Annotated in this window: 23 protein-coding genes and 1 pseudogene; 13 read left to right on the top strand and 11 right to left on the bottom strand. The window is 67.4% G+C overall.

All coding sequences use genetic code 11. The features are described 5' to 3' along the window. Positions 1-40: 40 nt before the first annotated feature. Together OVA11_RS16485 and OVA11_RS16480 are read left to right on the top strand one after the other, a co-directional pair. Complete coding sequence (locus tag OVA11_RS16485) at positions 41-2,002, top strand: calcium-binding protein (protein ID WP_268068344.1); 1,962 nt, start codon at positions 41-43, stop codon at positions 2,000-2,002. A gap of 126 nt (positions 2,003-2,128) precedes the next feature. Next, positions 2,129-2,836, top strand: coding sequence for a YceI family protein (locus tag OVA11_RS16480; protein ID WP_268068343.1), 708 nt, complete (start codon positions 2,129-2,131; stop codon positions 2,834-2,836). Here the strand turns inward: OVA11_RS16480 and OVA11_RS16475 are convergent. From OVA11_RS16475 to OVA11_RS16440, 8 genes and pseudogenes are all read right to left on the bottom strand, one after another. Further along, positions 2,833-3,525, bottom strand: a complete 693-nt coding sequence (locus OVA11_RS16475) for a TetR/AcrR family transcriptional regulator (protein ID WP_268068342.1) — start codon at positions 3,523-3,525, stop codon at positions 2,833-2,835. The two genes, OVA11_RS16480 and OVA11_RS16475, sit on opposite strands and share 4 nt — an antisense overlap. Further along, complete coding sequence (locus tag OVA11_RS16470; RefSeq protein ID WP_268068341.1) at positions 3,522-4,709, bottom strand: urate hydroxylase PuuD; 1,188 nt, start codon at positions 4,707-4,709, stop codon at positions 3,522-3,524. Before OVA11_RS16470 ends, OVA11_RS16475 begins: the two co-directional genes overlap by 4 nt. Next, entirely contained in the window at positions 4,709-5,233 is a 525-nt protein-coding gene (gene uraD, locus OVA11_RS16465) for a 2-oxo-4-hydroxy-4-carboxy-5-ureidoimidazoline decarboxylase (protein WP_268068340.1), read from the bottom strand. Before uraD ends, OVA11_RS16470 begins: the two co-directional genes overlap by 1 nt. 151 nt (positions 5,234-5,384) lie before the next feature. Beyond that, positions 5,385-6,299: an allantoinase PuuE gene (gene puuE, locus OVA11_RS16460; RefSeq protein WP_268068339.1), complete on the bottom strand. Its 915-nt coding sequence runs from the start codon at positions 6,297-6,299 to the stop codon at positions 5,385-5,387. 130 nt (positions 6,300-6,429) lie between these two features. Beyond that, positions 6,430-7,665, bottom strand: coding sequence for a pyridoxal-phosphate-dependent aminotransferase family protein (locus tag OVA11_RS16455; protein ID WP_268068338.1), 1,236 nt, complete (start codon positions 7,663-7,665; stop codon positions 6,430-6,432). 91 nt (positions 7,666-7,756) lie between these two features. Then, a pseudogene (locus tag OVA11_RS16450) lies at positions 7,757-9,019 on the bottom strand (allantoate amidohydrolase); the annotation flags it as partial. Positions 9,020-9,192: 173 nt separating this feature from the next. Beyond that, a complete protein-coding gene (locus OVA11_RS16445) occupies positions 9,193-9,600 on the bottom strand; it encodes a DUF2177 family protein (protein ID WP_268068336.1) in 408 nt (135 codons plus the stop codon). Continuing rightward, positions 9,597-10,640, bottom strand: a complete 1,044-nt coding sequence (locus OVA11_RS16440) for an SAM-dependent methyltransferase (RefSeq protein WP_268068335.1) — start codon at positions 10,638-10,640, stop codon at positions 9,597-9,599. The genes OVA11_RS16445 and OVA11_RS16440 overlap by 4 nt, the downstream gene beginning before the upstream one ends. A gap of 120 nt (positions 10,641-10,760) precedes the next feature. Here OVA11_RS16440 and OVA11_RS16435 point away from each other — a divergent pair, with 120 nt between their 5' ends. Both OVA11_RS16435 and OVA11_RS16430 read left to right on the top strand, forming a co-directional pair. After that, positions 10,761-12,089, top strand: coding sequence for an NAD(P)/FAD-dependent oxidoreductase (locus tag OVA11_RS16435; protein ID WP_268068334.1), 1,329 nt, complete (start codon positions 10,761-10,763; stop codon positions 12,087-12,089). Then, on the top strand, positions 12,086-12,859 hold the full coding sequence (locus tag OVA11_RS16430) for a DUF1365 domain-containing protein (RefSeq protein WP_268068333.1): 774 nt from the start codon (positions 12,086-12,088) through the stop codon (positions 12,857-12,859). Before OVA11_RS16435 ends, OVA11_RS16430 begins: the two co-directional genes overlap by 4 nt. Positions 12,860-12,866: 7 nt before the next feature. Here OVA11_RS16430 and trmFO read toward each other — a convergent pair whose 3' ends face one another. Beyond that, a complete protein-coding gene (gene trmFO, locus OVA11_RS16425; RefSeq protein WP_268068332.1) occupies positions 12,867-14,276 on the bottom strand; it encodes a methylenetetrahydrofolate--tRNA-(uracil(54)-C(5))-methyltransferase (FADH(2)-oxidizing) TrmFO in 1,410 nt (469 codons plus the stop codon). Positions 14,277-14,374: 98 nt separating this feature from the next. On the opposite strand from trmFO, the gene OVA11_RS16420 reads away from it, so the two are divergent. The 3 genes from OVA11_RS16420 to OVA11_RS16410 all read left to right on the top strand — a co-directional run bounded on the left by OVA11_RS16420 (position 14,375) and on the right by OVA11_RS16410 (position 17,111). Beyond that, on the top strand, positions 14,375-15,313 hold the full coding sequence (locus OVA11_RS16420; protein WP_268068331.1) for a hypothetical protein: 939 nt from the start codon (positions 14,375-14,377) through the stop codon (positions 15,311-15,313). Between the two features lie 151 nt (positions 15,314-15,464). After that, complete coding sequence (locus OVA11_RS16415; protein ID WP_268068330.1) at positions 15,465-16,217, top strand: hypothetical protein; 753 nt, start codon at positions 15,465-15,467, stop codon at positions 16,215-16,217. A 9-nt stretch (positions 16,218-16,226) separates the two neighbouring features. Next, complete coding sequence (locus tag OVA11_RS16410; protein WP_268068329.1) at positions 16,227-17,111, top strand: hypothetical protein; 885 nt, start codon at positions 16,227-16,229, stop codon at positions 17,109-17,111. A 5-nt stretch (positions 17,112-17,116) separates the two neighbouring features. Here OVA11_RS16410 and OVA11_RS16405 read toward each other — a convergent pair whose 3' ends face one another. Then, on the bottom strand, positions 17,117-17,731 hold the full coding sequence (locus tag OVA11_RS16405; protein WP_268068328.1) for a glutathione S-transferase family protein: 615 nt from the start codon (positions 17,729-17,731) through the stop codon (positions 17,117-17,119). Between the two features lie 168 nt (positions 17,732-17,899). On the opposite strand from OVA11_RS16405, the gene OVA11_RS16400 reads away from it, so the two are divergent. Continuing rightward, a complete protein-coding gene (locus tag OVA11_RS16400) occupies positions 17,900-18,796 on the top strand; it encodes a hypothetical protein (protein ID WP_268068327.1) in 897 nt (298 codons plus the stop codon). A 24-nt stretch (positions 18,797-18,820) separates the two neighbouring features. On the opposite strand, the gene uvrA is transcribed toward OVA11_RS16400, so the two are convergent. After that, the gene (gene uvrA / locus OVA11_RS16395; protein ID WP_268068326.1) at positions 18,821-21,727 is read right to left on the bottom strand and encodes an excinuclease ABC subunit UvrA; all 2,907 of its coding nucleotides are present in this window, start codon (positions 21,725-21,727) and stop codon (positions 18,821-18,823) included. A gap of 264 nt (positions 21,728-21,991) precedes the next feature. On the opposite strand from uvrA, the gene OVA11_RS16390 reads away from it, so the two are divergent. From OVA11_RS16390 to OVA11_RS16370, 5 genes are all read left to right on the top strand, one after another. Then, entirely contained in the window at positions 21,992-22,153 is a 162-nt protein-coding gene (locus OVA11_RS16390; RefSeq protein WP_268068325.1) for a hypothetical protein, read from the top strand. Between the two features lie 64 nt (positions 22,154-22,217). After that, positions 22,218-22,331, top strand: coding sequence for a hypothetical protein (locus OVA11_RS16385; protein ID WP_268068324.1), 114 nt, complete (start codon positions 22,218-22,220; stop codon positions 22,329-22,331). Next, entirely contained in the window at positions 22,288-23,895 is a 1,608-nt protein-coding gene (locus OVA11_RS16380) for an ABC-F family ATP-binding cassette domain-containing protein (protein WP_268068322.1), read from the top strand. Before OVA11_RS16385 ends, OVA11_RS16380 begins: the two co-directional genes overlap by 44 nt. Positions 23,896-23,956: 61 nt before the next feature. Then, positions 23,957-25,216: a DUF3422 domain-containing protein gene (locus OVA11_RS16375; protein WP_268068321.1), complete on the top strand. Its 1,260-nt coding sequence runs from the start codon at positions 23,957-23,959 to the stop codon at positions 25,214-25,216. A 16-nt stretch (positions 25,217-25,232) separates the two neighbouring features. Continuing rightward, positions 25,233-25,865, top strand: a complete 633-nt coding sequence (locus OVA11_RS16370; protein ID WP_268068320.1) for a class I SAM-dependent methyltransferase — start codon at positions 25,233-25,235, stop codon at positions 25,863-25,865.

Below are 25,865 nucleotides of genomic sequence, written 5' to 3'. Positions count from 1 at the left end.
GTCACGCTGAAGTTGCAGTGTGATCTTGGGGGAGTGGGTGATGAATCTGAACGGAACGCAGGGCGCTGACACCTTGATCGGCGGCGCCGAGGATGACGTCATTTACGGCTTCTGGGGCAACGACACGCTGCGCGGCGGCGCGGGTCATGACGTGCTGGCGGGCCACGAGGGCAATGACGTCCTTCAGGGCGGCGACGGCGACGACTACATGCTGGGCGGTCCCGGCAATGACACGCTGGACGGCGGCGCAGGCTCGGACTGGGCGGCCTATGAGGACGCCACCGCCGGCGTGAAGGTCGATCTCAACCTCAACGGCGGCCAGAACACCGGCGGCGGCGGGACCGACCGGCTGACAGGCATCGAGAACCTCTACGGCTCGGCCTTCAACGATACGCTGGTCGGCAACGCCGGCGACAACGTCCTGATGGGTTGGGACGGCAATGACATTATCAGCGGCGGCAAGGGCGAGGACACCTTGTGGGGCTCGGCCGGGAACGACACGCTGGATGGCGGCGACAATGACGACTGGCTGGTCGGCGGCGCGGGCGACGACGTGATCAAGGGCGGCGCGGGCGCCGACTGGTCCTCGTACGAAGACGCCACGGCCGGCGTCACCGTCGATCTCACCAAGACCACGGCCCAGGACACGATCGGCGCGGGCAAGGACACGCTCAGCGGGATCGAGAGCGTGTGGGGCAGCAAGTTCGCCGACGTCCTGACCGGCGACGCCGGCAGCAACTACCTGTTCGCCGACGCGGGCGACGACAAGCTCTACGGCGGGGCAGGGGATGACTTCTTCGCCGGCGGCGCGGGCGTCAACGTCATCGACGGCGGCGAGGGCTTCGACACGGTCGACTATGCGATGAGCGATGTGGGTGTCGAGGTCGATCTGTCGCGCAATTTCGCCACCAGCCGCTTCGGCGACACCTCGATCAGGGACACGCTGTCATCGATCGAGTTGGTGACCGGCTCTCTCCACGCCGATTTCATCATCGGCAACATGTCCGAGAACTATCTCTACGGCGATGCTGGTAACGACGTGCTCAGGGCCGAAGGCGGTCAGGATGTTCTGGAAGGCGGCGAGGGTGATGATTTCCTGATCGGGAGCTACACCGGCGCGGGAGACATCCTCATCGGTGGTATGGGTAACGATCAGCTATCCGTCAGCAGCGGGTCAAACTATGTCGATGGAGGCGATGGCGTCGATACGCTGCAGACCTTTACCTATCTCGATGTAACGGTCGATTTGAATTTCGTCACGGCCCAAGAGATCGCTACGGGCTTCAAAGTAGAACTCAGAGGTATCGAGAACTTGATCGGCGGTCATGGCAATGACGTGCTGATCGGTAACGACGGCGACAACCGCATTGAGGGCCTTACCGGCAACGACGTCATTGACGGGGGGGAGGGCTTCGACTTCGCGACCTACCGTAGCGCGCCAGGCGGTGTTGTGGTTGATCTCACGAAGGTCGGCGTCGCTCAGAACACGGGTAGTGCGGGGATTGATACGCTTATCAGTATCGAGGGCCTGAGGGGCTCAGTGTCCGCCGACATCCTGATCGGCAACGCCGGCGCCAACGCCCTGGAAGGCGAGTACGGTGATGACCTGATGATTGGTGGCGGCGGGCGCGATTTGCTCACCGGCGGCGCAAGTGCGGACACCTTCCGATTTGCGGTGGGCGACTCGGTCGCTCTCGACAACACCGATGGCAATCTGGACGTCATCACCGACTTCGAGTCGATCGACCGACTGGATTTCAGCGCCGGAACCACGCCCGCGACCTATCGGGAGATGGCCGCCTCGTCCTACCTTGAGGCGCAGGCCCTGGCCGTCTCCGGCGTCTGGTCCGGCGCGAACATGAAGTACTACACGGCCGTACAGGTCGGGGCGGACGTCTATGTCTTCGTCGCCGGGACCACAGCCAACAGCGCGGGCTCGGAGAATGCGATCAAGCTGTTGGGCGTAAGCCTGTCTTCGATCGACGCAACGAACTTCATCTAGTTTCCCACGCGACGAACCCTCTTCCTGCAACCTCCAAATCGCCCCTACGTTGATGTCTTGTCGGCGTGGGGGCCGGCGGCCGCGCCGGGATGTCTGGCGCGGGGTAGGGTTCTTTGAGGGAACTTCATGAAACCGCTCCTGCCGATCGCCGTGCTGCTGGCGCTCGCCGCCTGCTCGCCGCAACCCACTGAAAAGCCGGCTGAGGCGCCCGCCGCCTCGGCCGCCGCCGCGCCGGCCGCCGCCGCGCCCAAGCCCCCTAAGGCCGATATCCCCGCCGGCGACTATACGCTCGACAAGACCCACGCCTCGCTGACCTTCAAGGTCAGCCACCTGGGCTTTTCCAACTACACGGCCAGCTTCGCCGATTTCGACGCCAAGCTGCGGTTCGACCAGGCCAACGCTGCGGCCAGTTCGCTGGAGGCCACGATCGAGCCCAAGTCCCTGACCCTGCCCGCGCCGCCGCCCGGGTTCCAGAAGGAGCTGACCGGTCCGCAGTGGCTGGACGCGGCGCGCTATCCGACCATCACCTTCAAGTCGACCAAGATCGAGACCACGGGTCCCGATACCGGCAAGGTCACCGGCGATCTGACCCTGCACGGCGTCACCAAGCCGGTGACCCTGGATGTGACCTATAACGGCGGCTACGCTGGCCATCCGATGGACCCGAACGCGCGGATCGGTTTCTCGGCCAAGGGCGCCTTCAAGCGGTCGGACTTCGGGATCGCCTACGGCCTTCCGGCGCCGGGCGCGACCATGGGCGTCGGCGACGAGGTCCAGGTCGAGATCGAGGCCGAGTTCAGCGGCCCGCCGCTCAAGGCGTCCCCTGCCTCTTAGCGCTTGGGCGCGCCGCGCGTCAGATAGCCTTCCAGCAGCGCCAGGGCGTGGTCCAGCCGCTCCCGGCGCCATTCCGGCGCGCTCATATCGGTGTTCAGCGTGGCCGACAGCGAATAGCCGTTGGCCAGGTGGAAGCGGCTCATGGCCGCGATCGTCACATAGATCTGCACCGGGTCGAGGTCCGGGCCGAAGATCCCCTGGCGCTGGCCGCTCTCGATCAGCCCTTCGATCGTGCGGCGAAGGGGGAAGGCGGTCTCCGACACCACCCGCGACTGGGCGGCGAACTTGCCGTGCTGCAGGTTCTCGTTGCGCAGCAGACCCTCAAAGCGCGGGTTCTTCTCGAAATAGTCGAAGGTGAAGCGCTGGAGCTCCAGAAAGCCGTCCAGCGGCTTTTCGAAGTCGATCTTCAGCTCTGCCTCGCGGGCCCGCAGGTCCATGTAGGCGCTTTCGAGGACAGCCATGTACAGGCCCTTCTTGTCCCCGAAGTAGTGGTACAGCATCCGGATGTTGCACTTGGCGGCCTTGACGATCTTCTCGATCCGGGCCCCGGCGAAGCCGGCTTGGGCGAACTCCCTGAGGGCGGCGGCGAGGATCGCCTTGCGGGTGCGCTCGGCGTTGCGCTTGCGCGGCGCGCCGTCGGCGGAGCCTGCGGCGGCGTCGGCTTGCGCGTCCAGGACGGCGTCGGTCACGGGATATTGGCCCCCTGTTTGATCCAGGCGCCCAGCTGGGCCCGCTCCTCATCGGTCATGCCGGTCTCGTTGCCAAGGGGCATGCTGGTCGAGAGCACCGCGCGCTCGTTGATTTTCGCCGCATAGGTCTTGATGTGCTCAGGCGTGTCGAAGGTCGCGCCCAAGGGCGGGGCGGCGAAGCTGGCGTGGGTGGGCGTGGCCGCATGGCAGGCCACGCAGTGCTTCTGGATGATTCCCTGCGCCGTCGCGAACGAGACCTCGCCGCTGATTTCGACCTTGTCCTTGGGCTTCATGGAGGCGATCGTCGTGGCGCCGAAGATCAGCATGGCGCCGTAGAACAGGAACTCGTGCCGGATCTTGCCGAAGTGGCGCTGGATGAAGAAGTAGCGGATCGCGATCGCGCCGGCGCTGATCATGGCCAGCAGCAGCCAGGCCTTCGGGTGTCCGGAGACGGCCGGATAGTGGTTGCTGATCATGATGAAGATGACCGGCAGGGTCATGTGGGTGTTATGCACCGACCGCTGCTTGCCCATCGCCCCCAGGCGCGGATCGACCGGCTGCCCGGCCAGCATGGCGGCGACGATCTTGCGCTGGTTGGGGATGATGACCAGGAACACGTTCCCGACCATGCAGGTGCCGATGATCGCGCCCACATGGATGAAGGCGCCGCGGTCGGAGAACAACTGGGTCAGCGCCCAGGTCGCGGCGGTCAGGATCCCGAACCAGACCACGCCGAACAGCTTGCCGTTCTGACCCAGCGGCGAGCGGCACAGGGCCTCATAGATCGCAAGACCGCCGAAGATGAAGGCCAGACCCCCGCCGATCGCCTGGCTCTGCGTAAAGGCGTGCCTGGCCGGATCGATCAGATAGACCCCCGCCTGCCAATAGTAGAGCACGATCAGCAACGCAAAGCCCGACAGCCAGGTGGTGTAAGCCTCCCACTTGAACCAGTGCAGGTGCTCGGGCATGTGCGCCGGCGCGTTCAGGTACTTCTGCGAGTGGTAAAAGCCGCCGCCGTGCACGGCCCACAACTCGCCCTTCACGCCGTCCTTGGGCGGATTGGGATCCCGAAGATTGTTGTCCAGCCAGACGAAGTAGAAGGACGCGCCGATCCAGGCCACGCCCGCGATCACGTGCAGCCAGCGTAGCGCCATGCCGATCCAACCGGCGAAATCGTAGTCCATCAGTCAGTCACCGCGTCGAGCAGGCGAAGCTTGGAGATCAGGCCGATCTGGGTGATGGCCTGCGCGATCTCGGTCGCTTCGTCGTTGGAAAGGCGCGCGGCCATGGCCTCGAGGATCGAGGCCTTGTCGTTCAGGCGCACGCAGATGATGAAGGGAAAGCCGAAGCGCGCATTGTAGGCGGCGTTCAGCGCGTGGAACCGCGCGAACTCGTCGGGCGTCAGCTTGTCGAGCCCGGCGCTGGCCTGTTCGGCGTTGCTCTCGGCCGTCAGCTGCTTGGCGATCGCGGCCTTGCCCGCCAGTTCGGGGTGGGCGCGGATCAGGGCCAGCTTGTCGGCGGTGGTCGCCGCGTCCAGCACGGCCATCATCGCCGCGTGCATCGCTTCGACGGATGCGAACGGGCGAGCGTCCCAGGCGCGCTCGACGACCCAGGGCGAGAGCTCGAAGGCGAAGTGCAGGGCGGTGGTGAAGGCTGTCTGGTTCATGCTGTTGAGCAGCTTCAGCGGCAGGGGAGGGGCCGAACTCATGCGCTCACCTTCTCAAGCCCCGTCATCCCGCGCTTCATGCGCGGGACCCATTTGTCCGTCGCAGGTGGGGAGATGATTTCTCTCTCACGTAGAAGTAGAACCATGGGTCCCGCGCATGAAGCGCGGGATGACGGGCTTTGCTGGATGGGGATCATTTGGCGGCCCCCGCATAGGGATGCTCGGCGATCCAGTGCCGCGCGATGTCGATGCGCCGAGCCACCCAGACCTTGTCGTGTTTGATGATGTGCTCAATGAACCGCCGAAGCGCCCCGATCCGCCCCGGCTTGCCGACCACGCGGCAGTGCAGGCCCACGCTCATCATCTTCGGCGCGGTCTCACCCTCCAGATAGAGGGCGTCGAAGGCGTCGCGCAGATAGGTGAAGAACTGCTCGCCCGTGTTGAAGCCCTGAGCGGCCGTGAAGCGCATATCGTTGGCTTCCAGGGTGTAGGGCACGATCAGCTGAGGACGGCCGTGCTGGTCGTCCCAATAGGGCAGGTCGTCGGCGTAGCTGTCGGCGTCGTAGACGAAGCCGCCTTCCTGGGCCACGAGGCGGGCGGTGTTGGGGCTGGTGCGGCCCTGGTACCAGCCCAGCGGGCGCTCGCCGGTCAGGCGCGTCTGGATCTCGATGGCCTGCTGGATGTGCTCCAGTTCTTGGTCGGGCGTGAAGTGCTGGTAGTCGATCCAGCGATAGCCGTGGCTCGCGATCTCCCAGCCGGACGTCATCATCGCCTCGACGGCGTCCGGGTGGCGCTCCATGGCCTGGGCGACGCCGAACACGGTCAGCGGCAGGCCGAACTCTTCGAACAGGCGACGCATACGCCAGAAGCCGGCGCGCGAGCCGTACTCGTAGAGGCTCTCCATCGACATATGCCGCATGCCCTGGATCGGCTGGGCGCCGACCATTTCCGACAGGAAGAACTCGGAGACGGAATCGCCGTGCAGGATCGAGCGCTCGGCGCCTTCCTCGTAGTTCAGGACGAACTGGACGGCGACGCGCGCGCCGCCCGGCCACCGCGCGTGCGGCGGATGCTCGCCATAGCCGATGAGGTCGCGGGGGTAGGACATCAAATCCTCCCCCCAGTGGGGGAGGTGGCGCGTAGCGCCGGAGGGGGAAGGGGCAAGGTCAGCAGGACTTCCCCCTCCGTCGGCTGCGCCGACACCTCCCCCGCCAGGGGGAGGATTTTGGATCGCGCCCTCATCCGTACACCCCCGCCGCCGCATCCACCCCCGCGCCGGCCGGAGCGCTGAAGCCCTCCCAGCGCAGCACCGCCTCGAAGGCCGCCAGGGTCTGCAGGACCGCGTGCTTGCGGGCGTTCACGCCCATGGTGCCGATGCGCCAGATCTTGCCGGTCAGGGGACCGAAGGCCGAGCCGATCTCGATCTCGAAGTCGGTTCGCATCCGGGCCTTCACCCGGTCGTAGTCGACGCCGTCCGGGACCCAGATGCCGGTGACGTTGGTCATCTTGTGAGCCTTGTCGCCGTAGATCGACAGACCCATGGCCTCCAGGCCCGCGGTCATGGCCGCGCCGGCCTTGGCGTGGCGATCGAAGCGGGCCGAGAGCCCTTCTTCCAGCACCAGCCGCGCGCATTCGCGGGCGGCGAACAGCATCGGGGCGCACTCGGTGTGGTGGTTCAGGCGCCTCTCGGACCAGTAGTCCATGATCATCGCCAGATCGAAATAGTTGGAGGCGATGCGCCGGCCGTTCCCCGCCGCGCCGCCGGTTCCGACGAGGCCCTTCTCGACGTGACGGCGCGAGAAGATGTGCTCGGCGGCCTGGTCGCTGATGGTGATGGGAGCCGAGCCGGAGGGACCGCCCAGGCACTTTTGCAGGCCGGCGGTGACGATGTCGGCGCCCCAGGCGTCGACGGGGACGTCCATGCCCGACAGGGTGGCGGTGGCGTCGACATACATCAGCGCCCCGTGCGCGCGGCAGATCGCGCCGATCTCGTCCAGCGGCTGGGCCATGGTGGTCGAGGTGTCGCCATGCACGCAGGCCACCAGGCGCGGCTTCACGCGCTTGACCGCGTCCTCGACGGCCTGCGGGTCGACCACGGTTCCCCACGGGGCCTCGACGAAGGTGACCCTGGCGTCGCAGCGCTCGGCGATCTCGGCCAAGAGCAGGCCAAAGCGCCCGGCGTTGACCACCACGACGTCGTCGCCGGGCTGCAGCGTCGAGACCAGCGCCGCCTCGATGCCGGCGCGCGAGGTGCCGTCGATCGTGAAGGTCCAGCGGTTCTTGGTCTGGAAGACGCCGCGATACAGCGCCATGACCTCGTTCATGTAGCCGGTGAACTCGGGGTCGAACTGGCCGAGCAGCTGCACCGACATGGCCCGCAGGACGCGCGGGTGCACGTTGATGGGGCCGGGGCCCATCAGCAGGCGGGCGGGGTGGTCGAGTTCCCCAATGGGGTTTGAATCGGTGTCGGTCATGATCTCAAGCGCCTGTCATCCCGGACGTCCCGAAGGGACGATCCGGGACCGCCGGATGCGCCGGCGATTGTTGCGGTCCCGGCTCTCCGCTGCGCTGCGGCCGGGATGACACGGTAAGGGAAAGCTTCTCCACAAACCCCAGCATCACCCGGGCCGCCAGGGCGCAGTCGGCCTCGGTGACGGCCTCGGCCGGGTTGTGGCTGATGCCGCCCTCGCAGCGGATGAACAGCATGGCGGTGGGGCAGAGGTCGGCCATCACCATGGCGTCGTGACCCGCGCCCGAGGGCAGGCGGCGGGCGGGCAGGCCAAGGTCGCTCAGCGCCTCTTCCAGAAGGGCCATCAGCGACGGATCGCAGGGGCTCTCGGCCAGGGCCTGCATCAGGGTGACGGTCGCCGAAAGGCCCCGCGCGGCGGCGATGGCGTGGATCTCGGTGGTGATGGCTTCGACGGCGGCGTCGCGCGTGGCGGAGGTCTCGGCCCGGATGTCCATCGAGAACTCGACCGCGCCTGGAATGACGTTGAAAGCGCCGGGCAGGGCGGTCATGCGTCCCACCGTGCCGACCAGGCCGTCGGTTCCGGCGCGGCAGATCCGCTCCAGGGCCAGCATCGCCTCGCCGGCGGCGGGGCCGGGGTCCTTGCGCAGACCCATGGGCGTCGTGCCGGCATGTCCGGCCATGCCCGTGATCCGCACCATCAGGCGCTTCTGGGCGGCGATGGCGGTGACGACGCCCAGGGCCAGGCCCTCGGCTTCCAGCACCGGGCCTTGCTCGATATGGGCCTCCAGGAAGGCCAGGACGTCCTCGGGCCGGCGGGTGGCGGAAGCGATATTGGCCGGATCGCCGCCGAACGCGATCAGCGCCTCGGCGACCGAGACGCCGTCAGCGTCACGCATCTCCAGAGCGCTGGCGTCCAGGGTTCCGGTGATGGCGCGGCTGCAGCTCATCGAGGCGGGAAAGCGCGAGCCCTCCTCGTCGCCGAAGGCTACGATCTCGATTGCGAAGGGCAGGCGGCGGGCGGCGCGATGCAGCGCCTCGACCACGTCGATCCCCAGCATGATCCCCAGCGGCCCATCGTAGCGACCGCCGTTGCGGACGCTGTCGATATGCGAGCCGATGATCAGAGCCTTGGCGCCGGGCGTCTCGCCCTCGTAGCGGCCGATCAGATTGGCGGCGGCGTCTCGGCGCACGCGCATGCCGGCTTCAGCCATCCATCCCGCGAGAGCGTCCAGCGCAGCGCCGTGGGCGGCCGTCAGGAAGCGGCGGGTCAGTTGGCCGTCGATCTCACTGTAAGGCGGCGTCCCCAGGGCGTCGCAACGCGCCTTGGCCCTCACCCCGATGTCGACACCGTTCGCCACGTTCGCTCCGCGCCCTTGATCGCATCACCCTAGCAGGCGGAGCGACCAAGTCCCCTTTTGCGAGCCGCCAGGGTCGACAACCGACGCAGGCGCCCGCGCAAGCGCCACGCCGTGAAGCGGGCGCCTGTCCATAAGTCATAAATCACTTACTTATGGAAGGGGAGGGGCGGTGGTCAGCGCGCCGCGAACCAGCGCGCGGCGGCGTAGCCGGCGGAGGCCGAGACCGTGGTGATGAACGTGCCCCAGGCCATGTCGACCAGGGTGATTGTCGTCGACCAGGTCTTCAGCGTGGCCTGATTGGTCAGGTCATAGGTGGCGTAGGCGACGAGACCGAAGACGGCGGCGTGGACCAGCAGGCGCTTCCAGCCACCCTCGCGCAGCGCCGGCAGGACCGCCAGAACGACGATGCCGGTCACGTACAGCAGGTAGAAGATCACCGCTGGTGGCATCGACGGCTTTTCAGCCAGCAACTCGCCGATGCGAGGCTGGTAGAGCCGGTTGACCATCTGGGTCAGCCAGATGATGTCGAGGACCAGCATCGCCAGGGCGGTCCCGACATAGGCGACGGCGAACTGGATCATTGAGCTGTCTCCGCCGGGACCGGGCGCATCCGATAGTGGCTGACGCCCCATTCCTCACCGCCGCAATGGCCAAACAGGCCCGCAGTGGCCAGGAAGAACAGGCGCCAGCGGCGGCGCCAGACGGTGGCGTGCTTGCCATAGACCTCGGCCAGGATCGGATCGATCGTGGCGCGGCGGGCGTCGAAGTTTTCCAGCCACTGGCGGGCGGTGCGGGCGTAGTGTTCGCCGCTCCAGCGCCAGTCCTGTTCGACAGTGAAGAGGTCAGGGAACTGCTGGGGCAGGTCGTGGCTGGGCATCACGCCGCCGCTGAAGAAGTACTGGGCGATCCAGTCGGCCGGATCGTCGACCTCGAAGCGGTAGGGCGTGTTCTTGTGCGTGAACACGTGCAGGAACAGCAAGCCGTCCGGCTTCAGCCAGCCACGCACCCGGGTCAGCAGGGCGCGCCAGTTGGACATGTGCTCGAACATCTCGACCGACACCACGCGATCAAAGCGCTGCTCGGTCTGGAAGTCGTTCATGTCGGCCGTGATCACCGTCAGGTTGGTCAGGCCCATCTGCGCCGCACGGGCCTCGATGAAGGCGCGTTGCGAGGCCGAGTTCGACACCGAGGTGATGCTCGAGTTGGGGCATCGCGAGGCCATCCACAGCGACAGCGAGCCCCAGCCGCAGCCCAGCTCCAGGACCGATTGCCCATCGCGCAGATCCGCGTGTTCGGCGGTCTCGCGCAGAGCCGCAGCCTCACCCTCGGCCAACGTAATGGCGCCGGGCGGATAGAGGCCGCTGGAGTACTTCAGGTTCGGGCCCAGGACCGCCTCGAAGAACGGCGCGGGCAGTTCATAGTGCTGCTCGTTGGCGTTCGCCGTATGGGTCGCGATCGGTCGCGTCTCCATCTCCTTGGCGAAGGCCAGGGTCGCGTTGGCCGGCGCCTGCTGCAGGCGGCGACGGGCGTCGCCCACCAGGAAGTCGATGGCGGCGCGCGACACGAGGTCGGGCATGGGCGCGTCCTCGAAGGCGTGGATCGCGGTCTTCACCAGGCTCATGGGTCGTCCTCCGAGATGGTTCGGGAAGGTTACGCGCCGGCAAGCCGTTCGGATGCGTCCGTTCGTCACGATGACGCGTAACTCTTGGCAAGCGTCGCCCTGGCGCTTTGGGAGAGAGTCTTGGCCAACGTTGTTCCTCGCCAATCCATCGCCGTGATCGGCGCTGGCGTATCAGGTCTTTCTGCGGCTTGGCTCCTGTCCCACCGGCATGACGTGACGCTGTACGAGGCGGACAACCGACTGGGCGGGCACGCCAACACCATCATCGCCGAGGGCGTGGCCGTCGACACCGGCTTCATCGTCTACAACGAGCCGAACTATCCCAACCTCACGGCCCTGTTCCGGCATATCGGCGTCGAGACGACCGAGACCGACATGTCGTTCGGCGTCTCGCTGGACGGCGGTGCGCTGGAATATTCCAGCACCAAGCTGCTGGCCCAAAAGCGCAACGTCGCCAACCCGCGCTTCATCAAGATGCTGCTGGACGTGGTGCGCTTTTATCGTGAGGGCCGCAACATCCCGGCGGACCTGGAGCAGGGCGGCCTCTGCCGGCTTGACGACTATCTGCGCCGCCAGGGTTTCGGGCGCGCGTTTCAGGAAGACCACCTGCTGCCGCAGGCCGCCGCGATCTGGTCGGCGTCGATGCGCGACATCCGCGAGTTTCCGGCGGCGGCGCTGCTGCGGTTCTTTGACAATCACGGCCTTATGCTGCCGATCGACAAGCGGCCGATCTGGCGCACCGTCGTCGGCGGCTCGGCGCGCTATGTCGAAAAGCTGGCCGCCGGCGTGTCGGGGCCGATCCTGACCGGGCGGCCCGTCAAGGCGATCCATCGCGGTCCCGACGGCGTAAAGATCGAGGATGCGACCGGCGAGACCCGCGCGTTCGATCACGTCGTGATCGGCGCCCACGCCGACCAGGCTCTGTCGATGCTGGCTGCGCCGAGCGCCGAGGAACGCGAGCTCCTGGGGGCTTTCCGCTACAGCCGTAACCGCGCGGTGCTGCACAGCGACCCGGCCCTGATGCCGCGTCGCCGGGGCGCCTGGGCCAGCTGGAACCACGTCGGCCGTCGCGGCGAGGATGGCGAGGGCGGTGTCACCTACTGGATGAACATCCTTCAGCCCCTGGGCGTCGAGCGACCCTACTTCCTGTCGCTGAACCCGATGCAGGACCCCGCTGGCCTGATGCACGACCAGGTCTATGAACACCCGCTGTTCGATGGCCCTGCCATGTTGGCCCAGCGTCGCCTGTGGGCTCTGCAGGGGCGTCGTCGCACCTGGTTCTGCGGGGCCTATTTCGGATCGGGCTTCCACGAGGACGGCCTGCAGGCGGGTCTGGCGGTCGCCGAGCAACTGGGCGGCGTGCGTCGCCCCTGGCTCGTGCCCAACCCGTCGGGCCGCATCGTCCTGGACGTGGCCGATCAGGCCGCTGACCGCGAGCTGGTTGCGTGACCTCCCGCTCGGCGCTCTATGCGGGCCACGTCGTCCACGACCGTACCCGCCCCAAGCGCCATCACCTGCGCTATGGCGTCTTCATGCTGTTGCTCGACCTCGACGAGGTCGAGGCGCTGAGCGCCCGACTTCGCCTGTTCTCGCGCAAGGCCTGGAACCTGGTCGGGTTTCACGATCGCGACCACCTCGACGACCCGACCGCGACCCTGAAGGACGAAATCCTGGCCAAGCTGTCGGCCCATGGCTTGGCCAGGGGCGTCACGACCATCCGGGTGCTGACCATGCCGCGCATCCTCGGCAAGGGGTTCAACCCGCTCACCGTTTTCTTCTGCCACGACGCGCAGGGGCGGCTGGTCGCCACCGTCCATGCGGTGCGCAACACCTTCGGCCAGCGCCACGACTATGTGATGCCCGCGCGCCTGGGCCTCGACGGCTGGGTGGAGCAGGAGGCGGGCAAGGCGTTTTACGTCTCGCCCTTCTTGCCGATGAACCTGCGCTATGACTTCGAGACCAAGCCGCCGGCCGAAGCGGTCAGCGTCGGCGTCGACGTGCTGGACGAGGGCGGCGTCATTCTCTCGGCCACGTTCGCCGGCGAACGGCGAAGCCTGACGGACGGCGCCATCCTCAAGGCCTTGCTGGGCCATCCTTGGCAGGTCGCCGGCATCCTGGTGGCGATCCACTGGGAAGCCATCAAGATCGTCCTCAAGGGCTTCCGCTACTATCCGCAGGAGAAGGCCACGCGCGGCCTGCGCCGCCCGGCGGCGCCCTGAACGCCCCTCAGGCCATCCAGGCGTCCAGGTCCTTCAGCGCGCGCAGGCTCATCAGCCGCTTCTTGGCGCGCCCGCGTTCCTTCAGCGGGATCTTCTTGCCGTCCTCGTCGACCTTCGGCGCTTCGAGCGGCGGCAGCAGGCCATAGTTGATGTTCATCGGCTGGAAGCTGCCAGGACCGTTGCCGGCCTCGAGGTGGCCGCCGGTGATGTGCTCGACCAGCGCCCCCAGGGCGGTGGTCGGCGGCGGGGCGTCGATCGGCGCGCCCTTGCGGTCGGCGGCGGCGAACCGGCCTGTGAGCAGGCCCATCGCCGCGCTCTCGACATAGCCCTCAACGCCGGTGACTTGGCCCGCGAAACGCAGGCGCGGCATCGCCTTCATCCGCAGCGACTTGTCCAGCAGCTTGGGCGAGTTGATGAAGGTGTTGCGGTGCAGGCCGCCCAGGCGGGCGAACTGGGCGTCTTCCAGACCCGGGATCATCCGGAAGGTCTCGGCCTGGACGCCGTGCTTCAGCTTGGTCTGGAAGCCGACCATGTTCCACAGCGTGCCCAGGGCGTTGTCCTGGCGCAGCTGGACGATGGCGTAGGCCTTGACCAGGGGATCGCGCGGATTGGTCAGGCCCACAGGCTTCATCGGACCGTGACGCAGAGTCTCGCGGCCGCGCTCGGCCATCACCTCGATCGGCAGGCAGCCGTCGAAATAGGGGACGTTCTCCCACTCCTTGAACTCGGACTTGGGGCCGGCCAGCAGGGCGTCGATGAAGGCCTCGTACTGCTCCTTGTTCATCGGGCAGTTGATGTAGGCGGCCGCATCGCCGCCCGGGCCTTCCTTGTCGTAGCGCGACTGGCGCCAGGCGATGTCCATATTGATGGACTCAAAATGGATGATCGGCGCGATGGCGTCGAAGAAGCTGAGCTGACCTTCGCCGGTCAGGTCCAGGACCGCCTGGGCGAGCGCCGGTGAGGTGAGGGGACCGGTGGCGACGATGACGTTGTCCCAATCCGCCGGCGGCAGGCCCGCGATCTCCTCGCGGATGATCGTGACCAGCGGATGCTGCGACAGGCGCTGGGTGACCTCGGCGGAGAAGCCGTCGCGGTCGACGGCCAGGGCGCCGCCGGCCGGCACCTGGTGCTGGTCGGCGCAGGCCATGATCAGGCTGCCTAGCTTGCGCATCTCGGCGTGCAGCAGGCCCACGGCGTTGAACTGCCAGTCGTCCGAGCGGAACGAGTTGGAGCACACCATCTCGGCCAGGCCGTCGGTCTGGTGCGCATCGGTGATGACTTTGCCGGTGGCGTCGTCCTTGCGCATCTCGTGCAGGATGACGGGCACGCCGCTCTGGGCGATCTGCCAGGCGGCTTCGGAACCGGCGAGGCCGCCGCCAATGACGTGGACAGGCTGATAGGTCGAGTTCGTGGTCATGGCGCGCCCTATACCCCCGGCTGTCGTTTGGCGAAACCTCGTGTAGGCTCACGATCCTGGGCCGGGCCCTGCGCGCCTGGCGAGCATGGGGAGGGGACATGGCGAGGTTTTCCGTGACCGAAGCGGCGACAGCCGGCTTCGGCGTCATTGGTCGCAAGCCTTTGACGGTGGTGGGCTGGGCGCTGGCCCTGGCTGTGGGGATGGTCATCCCCGCGATCCTGGCCTTTCTGGCGCTCGGGCCGCAGTTTCAGCAGTTTGTGCAACTGGCCATGACCCAGAAGGAGGGCGCGCCCGATCCTGAGTTCATGCGTCAGATGATGCAGGCGCAGTCGGGTATGACGGCGGCCAATCTCTTGTTCTGGCTATGGTCGACCTTCGTGCGGGCGGTGTTCTGCGCGGCGGTTTTCCGCGCGGTGCTGACGCCCAGCCAGTCGTCCTGGGCCTATCTGCGGATCGGCTCACGCGAGATGTGGCTGACCTTGCTGCTGCTGGTCGAGCAGGTTCTGATTATGATCGTCGCATTCGTCGTGGCCCTGGTCATCGCCGTCCTGGCGGCTGTGGCCGGCTTCAGCGGCGGTGAGAACGGCGCCATGGCGGCGGTGGGCACGGCCCTGGGAGGCGCGGCGATCGCCGTCATTGTCCTGGTCTGGCTGGCGCTGCGCCTGTCGATGGCCGCGCCGATGACCTTCGTCGACAACCAGTTCCGGCTCTTTGAGTCCTGGAGCCTGACCAAGGGTCAGGGGTGGCGGCTTCTGGGCATGGCCTTGCTGGTCATTGTCTTCATCATCGGCGTGGAGATCCTCGTGGCGACCGTGCTGCTGGGGACGATCTTCGCCGCCGGCGGGTCGATCGCGGCCTTGCACGGCGAGGGCGGCTTCGAGGCGTTCATGGCGCAGCCGCCCCTGACCATCCTGCGGGAGGTGTGGCCCTGGCTGGCGGTGATCGGCGCCTTGGGCGCGCTGTTCAGCGCGGTGGTGCACACGATCTTCTTCGCGCCTTGGGCGGCGGCGCATCGCGCGCTCACCTCGGAGACCTGACGCCGCCGTGGCGCGAGCGGTACGGTTGCTCGAAATCCAGCGTTCGCCGCGCGGCGCCATCGCCAGACGCGCGGCGAGACCCTAGATTGTCAGGGATAGCGGCGACTCGTCCTAGGTCGGGATGAGCGCCGCGCCTGAGGGACATGACGGGATGACGGAAGGATCGGCGGGAGTCAGCGCGACCCTGCGGGCGGGCCTTTCTGACGTGGGTGGCGCGGTTCGCGACTGCTGGGGCGCGCTCGCGCTGGCGGCGATGCTCAGCGTCGCCGCCAGTTCACTGCCGTCCGGCGCGCGTTTCGTGATCGCTCTGGTCGCTGGGATCGTCGCCCAAGGGGCGCTGTTCCGTCGCGCGTTCGGCCGCGCGGCCGGCTTCAAGGGGCTGCGTTGGGGGCGGGACGAGTGGCGACTTCTGGCCGCCCAGTTGATGATCCTTGGCCTGTTCGCCCTGATCGGCTCGATCCTTCTGGTGATCGTCGGGGGCGTGGCGCTGGGCGTGGCGCGAACCGCCGCGCCGAATTTCGATCCGTCGACCACCGAGGCTTGGCGCGAGGCGTTCGCTCAGGCCGGGCCGGCTGGTCTGATCGTGGCGATCGTGCCGCTGGTGAGCCTGTTCATCCTGATCTGGCTGGGGCTGCGCCTGTCTCTGTCGGCGCCCGCCACGGTCGCTCAGGCCGGGGTGCGCGTGCTGAGCGCCTTCTCGCTCACGCGGGGCCGGACGCATATCCTCCTGGTGATCGGCCTTGCGATCTCGATCCCGGTGATCGTGCTGAGCGCTCTGTTGAGTGTCGCGCCCGGCCAAGGTCCGGTCGTGGCCGCCGTTATGGCGGCCTGCACCTATTTCTACGCGATGCCCGCCTGGACCGGCGCGCTCGCCCACTTCTACCGCCACAGCGCGGCACAGTAGGACGCCGTAATGTCTGTTCGCCCTGTCGACGCCGCTCTCGAAGGTCTGCAGACCATGCGCCGCCGGCCGCTGACCGCGCTGGCGTGGGCCGCGTTCTCGCTGGTCATGCTGCCGATCCTGGGCCTGCTGGTGAAGATCGGCCTGGGCGATGAGGGACGGCAAGTCCTGGCGGGGCGCGGCTCTTCAGCCGACCCGCGCGAGTTGCTGGACCTGGTGATGAACCTGGGCGGCGCGATGGTGCTGCTGGTCGCCCTGGCCCTGCTGCTGGGCGCTGTGCTGCAGGCGGCGATCATCCGTTCGGTGCTGGAGCCGACCAACGATCGCTTCGCCTATCTGCGGCTGGGCAAGGAAGAGATTCAGCTGCTGATCGTGTCGCTGATCACCTGGGCCACGGCGCTGCTGTGCACGATCATCCCGTCGGGGGTAGTGGTGCTGGGTTCCTCGCTGCTGTCTGGCGCGGCGGCCGCCTGGTTCGCCTTCCTGGGCGCCCTGTCGGTGATCGGCTTCTCGCTATGGGTGGCCGTGCGCCTGTCGCTGCTGGGCCCCCACGCCTTCTCCCATCACCACATCGATATCCGCGCCGCCTGGATCCAGACCCACGGACAGTTCTGGCGGCTGCTGGGCATGTTCGTGCTGACCATCGCGATCTGGATTCTCGTGTCCCTGCTGGGCGCGGCTGTGGCGGGCGTGATCGGCAAGTGGTTGACGGCGGCGGTCAATCTGGGCGCCAGCGGACTGGCGGCCAGCAATTCGTGGCTGATCCTCAGCCTGCTGGCCAATATGCTGTTGGCCCCGGTCTTCCTGACCCTGCAGACGGTGATCCTGGTGGCCGCCCCGGCCCGCGCCTTCGCCCAGTTGAACCAGGACGAGATCGACGCGGGCCTGCACGCCTAGGCCTTCTAGGCCGACGCGCTGGGCCGTGCGGCCATCCGCTCGCGCCAGGCCAGGACGTGCTTGGCCTCGGCCGGCGTCGACAGGCCGGTAAAGTCGGCGAAGTCCAGGGCGGTCTGCCCGGCGATGTCGGCGATCGTATAGGTCTCGCCGGTCAGGTAGGGGCGACCGTCGGACAGCTCGCGATCCAACCAGAGTTGCCCCTTCCCGACGACCTCGCGGTTGGATTCCCCGAACTCGACGTTCTGCTTCAGCAGGCGCGCAGTCAGCGGGTGGGCGTGGCGCCAGAACATGCCGATCGGAACCATCAGGCGAAACTCCATGCGCCGGGTCCACATCTCGATCTGGGCCTGCTCCAGGGCGCTGACGCCGAACAGCGGCGGATCGGGATGCAGCACCTCGAAATAGCGGCAGATGGCGATCGTCTCGCTGATCGTGGTTCCATCGTCCAGTTCCAGCACTGGGACTTGGCCCAGGCTGTTGCGCGCCAGGTGCTCGGGGCTTCTGTGTCCGCCCTGCATCATGCCTATCAGGATCTCCGGAACCTCCACGCCCTTTTCCGCGAGAAAGATACGCACCCGTCGCGGATTGGGCGCGGGCATGGCTTCGCCATAGAGTTTCATCGGGCCTCCCTCGGCCTCGTCCAGCGGGCCGTTCAAACGAACGTTAGAGGTGGGCGGATTGGAAGCAAGGCGCCTGTTGTCGATTTCGCGCGGGACGCCCTGTTGAACCGCCGCGAACCTTGTTAGGCCTAGGGGCGAACCTGGGTCCCATCATTCCACGAGCAAGTCATGGCGAAGTTCTCGGCCTCCGACGCGGCCTTTTCCGGTTTCCGGCTGGTGCGGGAGAATCTGAAGACGGTCGGGATCTGGATCGCGGTGATGACCGTGGTGTCCATCATCGCCAATGCCCTGACGATCCATTTCTTCGGGGCGCAGATGGAAGCGGCGATGGCCCTGATGAGCAATCCGGACGGCGCCAGCCCCGAGGAAATGACCAAGCTCGCTGATCAGATGATCCCGACGCTGCTATGGACGCTGCCCTACAACCTCGTCGTTCAAGGGGTCACCCTGGCGGCGCTCAACCGCATGATCCAGCGTCGCGACGACAATCGTTTCGCGTTTCTTCGCGTGGGCAAGGACGAGCTCCTCCAGATCGCGGTCTCGGTGCTGACGGGCCTGCTGCTGATGGCGGTGTTCTTCGGGGGGGCGCTGCTCACCGGCGTGCTGAGCGCCGTGGGCGGCGGCTTGCTGGGCGTGCTCGTGCTGCTGGGCGCTATTCTAGGGGCGATCTACCTGCTGGTCCGTCTGTCGCTGGCCAGCGCCATGACCTTCGACAAGGGCGAGATCGTCTTCTTCCGCTCGATGTCGGTGACCAAGGGGGCCTTCTGGTCGCTGCTCGGCGCCTATCTGGTCGCGGTGGTGATGAGCGCGATCGTCTGGCTGCTGATCGTCATCATCGTCTATGCCGCCGTCGCCATCGTCACCGGCGACTTCTCGGCGGCCGGCGGAGCCCTGCGCGCCGACACCACCTCGCTCAGCAGCTATTTCACGCCGTCGGGCATCGTCCAGCAGCTGTTCTCGGGCTTCATGGCGGTGCTCAGCGCCCTGATCATGCTGTCGCCGGCGCCGACCATCTATCGTGAACTGACGGGCGGCCAGACGGCCTCGGAAGGCTGGGGCGGCTAAGCCGCGCCAGCCTGCTGAGCCGCCCTAAGCCCGCTTGGCCTTCAGCGCCGCCACCCGCGCCTTGCGGCGCTCCTCGTGGCGGTCCAGCAGCTCCTTCAGGTAGCGCCCGGTCCAGCTGGCCTCGACCTTGGCCACGTCCTGGGGCGAGCCGACCGCGACGATCTCGCCGCCGCCGTCGCCGCCCTCGGGACCAAAGTCCAGCAGCCAGTCGGCCGTCTTCACCACGTCGAGATTGTGCTCGATGACGACCACGGTGTTGCCCTGGTCGGCCAGCTCGTGCAGCACCTCCAAGAGCTTCTTGGTGTCCTCGAAGTGCAGGCCGGTGGTCGGCTCGTCGAGGATGTAGAGCGTGCGGCCGGTGGCCCGCTTGGACAGCTCCTTGGACAGCTTCACGCGCTGGGCCTCGCCGCCCGACAGGGTCGTGGCCTGCTGGCCGACCTTGATGTAGCTGAGACCGACGCGCTTGAGCGTCTCCATCTTGTCGCGGATCGGCGGCACGGCCTTGAAGAAGTCGGCGGCCTCCTCGACGGTCATGTCCAGGACGTCGGCGATGGTCTTGCCCTTGAACACCACGTCGAGGGTCTCGCGGTTGTAGCGCTTGCCCTTGCAGATATCGCAGGTGACGTAGACGTCGGGCAGGAAGTGCATCTCGATCTTGATGACGCCGTCGCCCTGACAGGCCTCGCAGCGGCCGCCCTTGACGTTGAAGCTGAACCGGCCCGGACCATAGCCGCGCGCCTTGCTTTCCGGCAGGCCGGCGAACCAGTCGCGGATCGGGCCGAACGCGCCGGTATAGGTCGCCGGGTTCGAGCGCGGGGTGCGGCCGATCGGGCTCTGGTCGATGTCGATGACCTTGTCGAAGTGCTCCAGCCCCTCGATCCGCTCGTGCGGGGCGGGGGCGTCGCTGGCGTTGTTCAGACGGCGCGCGGCGGCCTTGTACAGGGTCTCGATCGTGAAGGTCGACTTGCCGCCGCCCGACACGCCCGTGATGCAGGTGAAGGTCCCCACGGGGATCTCGGCGGTGACGCCCTTGAGGTTGTTGCCGGTGGCGCCGACGACGCGCAGCATCTTCTTGGTGCTGATCGGTCGGCGCTGTTCGGGCACCTCGATCTCGCGCGCGCCGGTCAGGTACATGCCGGTGACGCTCTTGGGATTGGCCATGATCTCGGCCGGCTTGCCCTGGGCGACGATCTCGCCGCCATGCACGCCGGCGGCCGGGCCCATGTCGATCACATAGTCGGCGGTGAGGATCGCTTCCTCGTCGTGCTCCACCACCAGCACCGAATTGCCCAGGTCCCGCAGGCCCTGCAGCGAGGCCAGGAGGCGGGTGTTGTCGCGCTGGTGCAGCCCGATCGACGGCTCGTCTAGGACGTAGAGAACCCCGGTCAGGCCCGAGCCGATCTGGCTGGCCAAGCGGATGCGCTGGCTCTCGCCGCCCGACAGGGTGCCCGAGCCGCGCGACATGTTCAGATAGTCCAGGCCCACATCCACCAGGAACCGCAGGCGGTCGTTGATCTCCTTCAGGATCCGCCGGGCGATTTCCATCTGCTTGTCGGAGAGCTTGCCCTCAAGGCTGGCGAACCAGTCGCGGGCCGGGCGGATGGCCAGGCCCGAGATCTCGGCGATGTCGCGGCCGTCGACCTTCACCGCCAGGGCCTCGGGCTTCAGGCGCTTGCCGTGGCAGCTCTCGCACGGGGTGTCGGACTGGAAGCGGCCCAGCTCCTCGCGCACCCAGCTGCTGTCGGTTTCGCGCCAGCGGCGCTCCAGGTTCGGCAGCACGCCTTCAAAGGGCTTTTCGACCTCGTACTTCCGCGCGTTGTCGTCATAGACGAACTTGATCTTCGTCCCCTTGGAGCCGTTCAGCACCACGTCGCGGGCGTCGGCCGACAGCTTGTGCCACGGCTCGTCCATCGAGAAACCGTAGTGCCGCGCCAGGGCCTGCAGGGTCTGGGTGTAGAGCGGGGAAGGCCCCTTGGCCCACGGGGCGACCGCGCCCTTGTGCAGGCTCTTGTCCTTGTCGGGGATCAGCAGATCGGCGTCGAAGGCCAGCTTCGCGCCCAGGCCGTCGCAGACCGGGCAGGCGCCGGCCGGATTGTTGAACGAGAACAGCCGCGGCTCGATCTCGGCGATCGTGAAACCGCTGACCGGGCAGGCGAAGCGTTCCGAGAACAGGATGCGCTTGGGCTCGGTCTCGCCTTCCTCCAGCGTGGCGAACTCTGCCACCGCCAGGCCGTCGGCCAGACGCAGGGCCTGCTCGATGGAGTCGGCCAGGCGCTGCTCCATATCGGGCTTGGTCACCACGCGGTCCACGACCACGTCAATGTCGTGCTTGAACTTCTTGTCCAGCGCCGGGGCGTCCTCGATCGGGTAGTACTGCCCGTCGATCTTCAGCCGCTGGAAGCCGGCCTTCTGCCACTCGGCGATTTCTTTCTTGTACTCGCCCTTGCGGTCGCGAACGACGGGGGCCAGCAAGTAAAGGCGCGTGCCTTCGGGCAGGGCGGTGATCTTGTCGACCATCTGGCTGATGGTCTGGCTCTCGATCGGCAGGCCGGTGGCGGGCGAGTAGGGGACCCCGACCCGCGCCCACAGCAGGCGCATGTAGTCGTGGATCTCGGTCACCGTGCCGACGGTCGAGCGCGGGTTGCGGCTGGTGGTCTTCTGCTCGATCGAGATCGCCGGCGACAGGCCTTCGATCAGATCCACGTCCGGCTTGCTCATCAGCTCCAGGAACTGACGCGCATAGGCCGACAGGCTCTCCACGTAGCGGCGCTGGCCCTCGGCGTAGATCGTGTCGAAGGCCAGAGACGACTTGCCCGAGCCCGACAGGCCGGTCAGCACGACCAGCTCGCCGCGCGGAATGTCGACGCTGACGTCCTTGAGATTGTGCTCACGGGCGCCGCGAACGCGGATGAAGTTCAGTTGCTCAGCCATGTTTTCCGGAACGTTGGACCGCGACATCGGTCGCGGCGCAGCGGCTATATGTAGGGCTCAGCGCGCGGATTAACACAAGAACAAGATGCGAACAAACGTCGCGCGCGCGAGCCACGCCGCTTGCTGACAGAAAGTGTCAGCAGCGCGCACCTGAAGCGCGTCCGTTCGCAATCCCTAAACCCTGTTTGGAAGCGTCATCTTTAGGCTGAGCATGTTTCTTCGGCCATGCTCGGGCGAGGTCCCGGCGTCTAGGGAAGAACGCTCATGGCCAAGAAGGCCGCGGAAAGCGGAAAGCAGGAAGCCAAGCACGAGGCGTTCGACGCCTTGCGGGCCCCAAAGCCGCGCTCGATCGTTATCGACATGCTGGTGTTCATCGGCGGGATCGGCTCGTTACTCTACGTCCTGAACACCATGTCGCCGAGCTAGGCCGACCCGCGAGCACGCTTGCCGAACTCTGTTCGCGAGCGTAGAAGCCACCGCTTCTTATCCGATGGAGGCCCCCATGATCAGCAAGACGGAAGACCGCTTCGTCCTTCCCGTTTCCCTGACCGTGGGCCTGCATGTCCTTCATCACCCTGGATTCCGTTTCCGCCGCCACGCCTGACGGCCGGCTTCTCTTCGAAAATCTGAACCTCGCGATCGGGGCCGAGCGGATCGGTCTCGTCGGGCGTAACGGCGTGGGTAAGAGCACCTTGCTGGCGCTGATCGCCGGCGCGCGCGCGCCCCGGTCCGGAACCATCGCCAGGGCCGGCGCGGTCGGCGTTCTGGCGCAGATTCCCGACCTGTCCAGCCAGACACGTGTGGTCGACTTGTTGGGCTCTGGGCCGGCCTGGGACCGCTTGTCGCGGATCGAGCGCGGCGAGGCTGACGAGGACGATTTCGTCGAGGCCGACTGGGACCTGCCCGGACGCCTAGACCAGGCCTTGTCTGATGTGGGCCTTGGCGATCTTGACCTCGAACGACCTGCCGCATCGCTATCGGGCGGCCAGGCGACGCGTGCGGGGCTGGCCCGCCTGCTGGTCGCCGCGCCGGACGTCCTGCTGCTTGACGAGCCGACTAACAACCTGGACGCAGAAGCGCGCGCGGTGGTGGTCCGGTTGCTGTCGCGCTGGCGGGGTGGGGCGGTGGTGGTCAGCCACGATCGGACCCTGCTGCGCGGCATGGACCGGATCGTCGAGCTCTCTTCCCTGGGCGCGCGGTCCTATGGCGGAGGCTATGATCTCTATGTCGAGCGCAAGGCGCTGGAGGCCGAGGCCGCCCAACGCGATCTCGACCATGCCGAGCGCGAGGTCCGGCGCGTCAGCCGCGAGGCGCAGATCGCGCAGGAGCGCAAGGCGCGTCGCGACGCCGCCGGCCGCCGCTTCGCCGATCGGGGCGGGACGCCCAAGATCCTGCTCGGCGCCATGGCCGAGCGGGCCCAGAACAGCGGGGCCAGGGAGGGCAAGCTCGCCGACAAGCTGGCGGCCCAGGCGCGCGACGCCAAGGCGGCCGCCGAAGCGCGGGTGGAGCGGGCCCGGGCGCTGGGCTTCGAGCTTCCGCCCAGCGGCCTGCCCGAGGGACGGACGGTGCTGGCGCTGGACGATGTCGGCTTCGCCTGGCCGGGCGCCGCGCCCGGGATCGACGGCCTGTCCTGGCGGATCTGCGGTCCTGAGCGGGTAGCGCTGAGCGGACCGAACGGGGCGGGCAAGACGACGCTGATCCGCCTAATCACCGGGGCGCTGGCGCCGACGCAGGGCGCGGTGCGGCTGGGCGCGCCGTTCGCGCTGCTCGACCAGCGCGCCGCCCTGTTGCGCGACGACGAGACGATCCTGGAGAACTTCCGACGCCTGAACCCGACCGCCAGCCCCAACGCGGCGCATGCGGCGCTGGCGCGGTTCCTGTTCCGCAACACGGCGGCGCATCAGGCGGCGGGAACCTTGAGCGGCGGCGAGCGCCTGCGGGCGGCCCTGGCCTGCGTGCTATGCGCCGCGACGCCGCCTCAGCTGCTGATTTTGGACGAGCCGACCAACCACCTGGACCTGGCCTCGATCGAGGCGATCGAAGCGGCTCTTTCGGCCTATGACGGCGCGCTTCTGGTCGTCAGCCATGACGAGGATTTCTTGGCGGCGATCGGCGTCGAGCGACGGATCGCGCTCAAAAGGCGTGACGCCGCGGACGATGTTGGCTAAAGCTATGTGACCGGTAACATCGGGCGTGACTCGAAGATCCGCGACACAGGGCGAGGGCGATATGGACGGCGGTCGAGATCATCCGCTGAGGGTGGCGCTGAGCGAGCTGATGCATCTGAGGGCGCTGCCTTTGGACCGCGCGCCGGTCCGGCTACGCCAATGGGTGTTCCTGGTCGACGCCGCCGAGCGCGCCGCCGAGGCCGCCTTTGTATCGTTGTTCGCGCCGGGGCAGGATCCGGCGCTCGGTCGGGTTCTCATGGCCGATGAGCACGGCGGCTGGCTGTGGGAGCGGCATCAGGAGTTCTCGACCTGGACGTGGTTCGCCTATGGACCGCTGGGCGACTCGCTGGGTTTCGACGCTCAGCCGTCGGAGATCTTCTTTTGGCTCTATGGCGCGCCTGGCGAAGTCTTTCGCGGCGTCGAGATTTCGGTCTCCGCGCCGGGCTTGGCTCGGCCCGACGAGGCGGCGCTGGGACGTCACATCGACCTGCATCGCTGCGTCTCGTGCGAGGTCTTCGACGGCGCGGCGCGGATCTGGAGTGACTTCCGCCTGCGCGAGGGCGGGGCCGGCCGGATCCACGTCGCCAACCATGGTCTGGCCCACGACGAGGTCTCGCGCCTGGTCCAGACCCTGCTCGAGATCGGCAACTATCGAAAGCTGGCCCTGATCGGCTTCCCGCCCGCGCGTGAACTGCTGGCCTGGCTTGACGGCGCCGAGGCCCGGCTGGCGGCGATCACCAGCGGACTGGCGACGGGCGAAGACAGCCAAGCGGTTCTGGATCAGCTTCTGGCCTTGTCGGCCGAGGTCGAGCTTCGCGCGGCGAAGAACCAGTTCCGGCGCGGCGCGACCGAGTCGTATCACCGGCTTACGCTGGATCGCCTTGAGGCCCTGCGCGAGCGCCGCGCACCCGGTCACTCGACCATGAGCGAGTTCATCGCCCGCCGCCTGCTGCCGGCCATGCGGACCCGCGAGGCGGCCGACCGACGCCTGGATGATCTGTCTCTGCGGATCGCCCGCAGCGGCGACCTTCTGCGCACCAAGCTCGGCCTGGCCCAAGACCGCCAGAACCAGGAAACCCTGCGCGGCATGGACGCCAGCCTGCAACTGCAGACCAAGCTGCAGGGGCTGGTGGAAGGCCTGTCGATCTTCGCAGTCGGCTATTACGTGCTGGGGCTGCTGGGCTACCTGCTGAAACCCTGGTTGCACGGCTGGCCCGGGGGCGCGGAGCTTTTGCTGTCGGGGCTGGTCCCGCTGGTTCTGATCGTGGTCGCCGCGAGCCTGCATCGGCGCAAGAAGCGGTTGATCGGCGGGCGTGACTAGGTCCTTAGTCCCGGGCTTGGACCTCGACGCCTTCATCCGCGAACGCCTGCCGCTGGCTCCGACCCCGGGGATCCCCGAAGTACGTCTGCATCGCGCAACGCCGCGCAGTGGGCTGATGCGCCTGGCCGAGGCTGATCCAGGCTTTGGCTCCCCCTATTGGGCGCGCCCCTGGGGTGGCGGTCTCGCGATGGCCCGGCACATCCTCGACAACCCCGAAATGGTGGCCGGGCGGCGCGTTCTGGATCTGGGCGCCGGCGGGGGGCTTGTGGCGATTTCCGCGGCGCTGGCGGGCGCGAGCAGGGCGTGTGCGGCTGATATCGACCCCTATGCGCTGATCGCCACGCGCCTCAACGCGGCCGCCAACGCGGTCGAGGTCGAGACGGTCCTGGGCGACCTCACGACAGGAGACGTTCCGGACGCCGACCTGATCCTGGTGGGCGACCTGTTCTACGAGCAGGACCTGGCGACGCGGGTAACAGCCTACCTCGAGCGCTGCCGGGGCGCCGGGATCGCCGTGCTGATCGGCGATCCCTGGCGCGTGTTTCTGCCGGCCGGGCGACTGGTCTTGCTCGCAGAGTATCCGGTGTCCGATTTTGGCGACCCCGAGGGCGCAGTCCGGCGGGCGGGCGTGTTCACGCTGGCGGCCTGA

Origin of the sequence: Caulobacter sp. SL161 (assembly GCF_026672375.1) — a bacterium.
In the GTDB taxonomy this organism is placed as follows: domain Bacteria; phylum Pseudomonadota; class Alphaproteobacteria; order Caulobacterales; family Caulobacteraceae; genus Caulobacter.
Note: the sequence above shows the minus strand (reverse complement) of the source record. Positions and strands in the feature narration are given on the sequence as shown.

Bases quoted from the DNA above. Each gene is read 5' to 3' on its own strand.
- OVA11_RS16410 (WP_268068329.1), top strand. From the start codon at position 16,227: ATGTCTGTTCGCCCTGTCGACGCCGCTCTCGAAGGTCTGCAGACCATG.
- OVA11_RS16380 (WP_268068322.1), top strand. From the start codon at position 22,288: ATGTCCTTCATCACCCTGGATTCCGTTTCCGCCGCCACGCCTGACGGC.
- OVA11_RS16455 (WP_268068338.1), bottom strand. From the start codon at position 7,665: ATGACCGACACCGATTCAAACCCCATTGGGGAACTCGACCACCCCGCC.
- OVA11_RS16480 (WP_268068343.1), top strand. From the start codon at position 2,129: ATGAAACCGCTCCTGCCGATCGCCGTGCTGCTGGCGCTCGCCGCCTGC.
- OVA11_RS16415 (WP_268068330.1), top strand. From the start codon at position 15,465: ATGACGGAAGGATCGGCGGGAGTCAGCGCGACCCTGCGGGCGGGCCTT.
- OVA11_RS16385 (WP_268068324.1), top strand. From the start codon at position 22,218: ATGGAGGCCCCCATGATCAGCAAGACGGAAGACCGCTTCGTCCTTCCC.
- OVA11_RS16420 (WP_268068331.1), top strand. From the start codon at position 14,375: ATGGCGAGGTTTTCCGTGACCGAAGCGGCGACAGCCGGCTTCGGCGTC.
- trmFO (WP_268068332.1), bottom strand. From the start codon at position 14,276: ATGACCACGAACTCGACCTATCAGCCTGTCCACGTCATTGGCGGCGGC.
- OVA11_RS16440 (WP_268068335.1), bottom strand. From the start codon at position 10,640: ATGAGCCTGGTGAAGACCGCGATCCACGCCTTCGAGGACGCGCCCATG.
- uraD (WP_268068340.1), bottom strand. From the start codon at position 5,233: ATGAGTTCGGCCCCTCCCCTGCCGCTGAAGCTGCTCAACAGCATGAAC.
- OVA11_RS16405 (WP_268068328.1), bottom strand. From the start codon at position 17,731: ATGAAACTCTATGGCGAAGCCATGCCCGCGCCCAATCCGCGACGGGTG.
- OVA11_RS16485 (WP_268068344.1), top strand. From the start codon at position 41: ATGAATCTGAACGGAACGCAGGGCGCTGACACCTTGATCGGCGGCGCC.
- OVA11_RS16470 (WP_268068341.1), bottom strand. From the start codon at position 4,709: ATGGACTACGATTTCGCCGGTTGGATCGGCATGGCGCTACGCTGGCTG.
- OVA11_RS16375 (WP_268068321.1), top strand. From the start codon at position 23,957: ATGGACGGCGGTCGAGATCATCCGCTGAGGGTGGCGCTGAGCGAGCTG.
- OVA11_RS16400 (WP_268068327.1), top strand. From the start codon at position 17,900: ATGGCGAAGTTCTCGGCCTCCGACGCGGCCTTTTCCGGTTTCCGGCTG.
- OVA11_RS16390 (WP_268068325.1), top strand. From the start codon at position 21,992: ATGGCCAAGAAGGCCGCGGAAAGCGGAAAGCAGGAAGCCAAGCACGAG.
- uvrA (WP_268068326.1), bottom strand. From the start codon at position 21,727: ATGGCTGAGCAACTGAACTTCATCCGCGTTCGCGGCGCCCGTGAGCAC.
- puuE (WP_268068339.1), bottom strand. From the start codon at position 6,299: ATGTCCTACCCCCGCGACCTCATCGGCTATGGCGAGCATCCGCCGCAC.
- OVA11_RS16445 (WP_268068336.1), bottom strand. From the start codon at position 9,600: ATGATCCAGTTCGCCGTCGCCTATGTCGGGACCGCCCTGGCGATGCTG.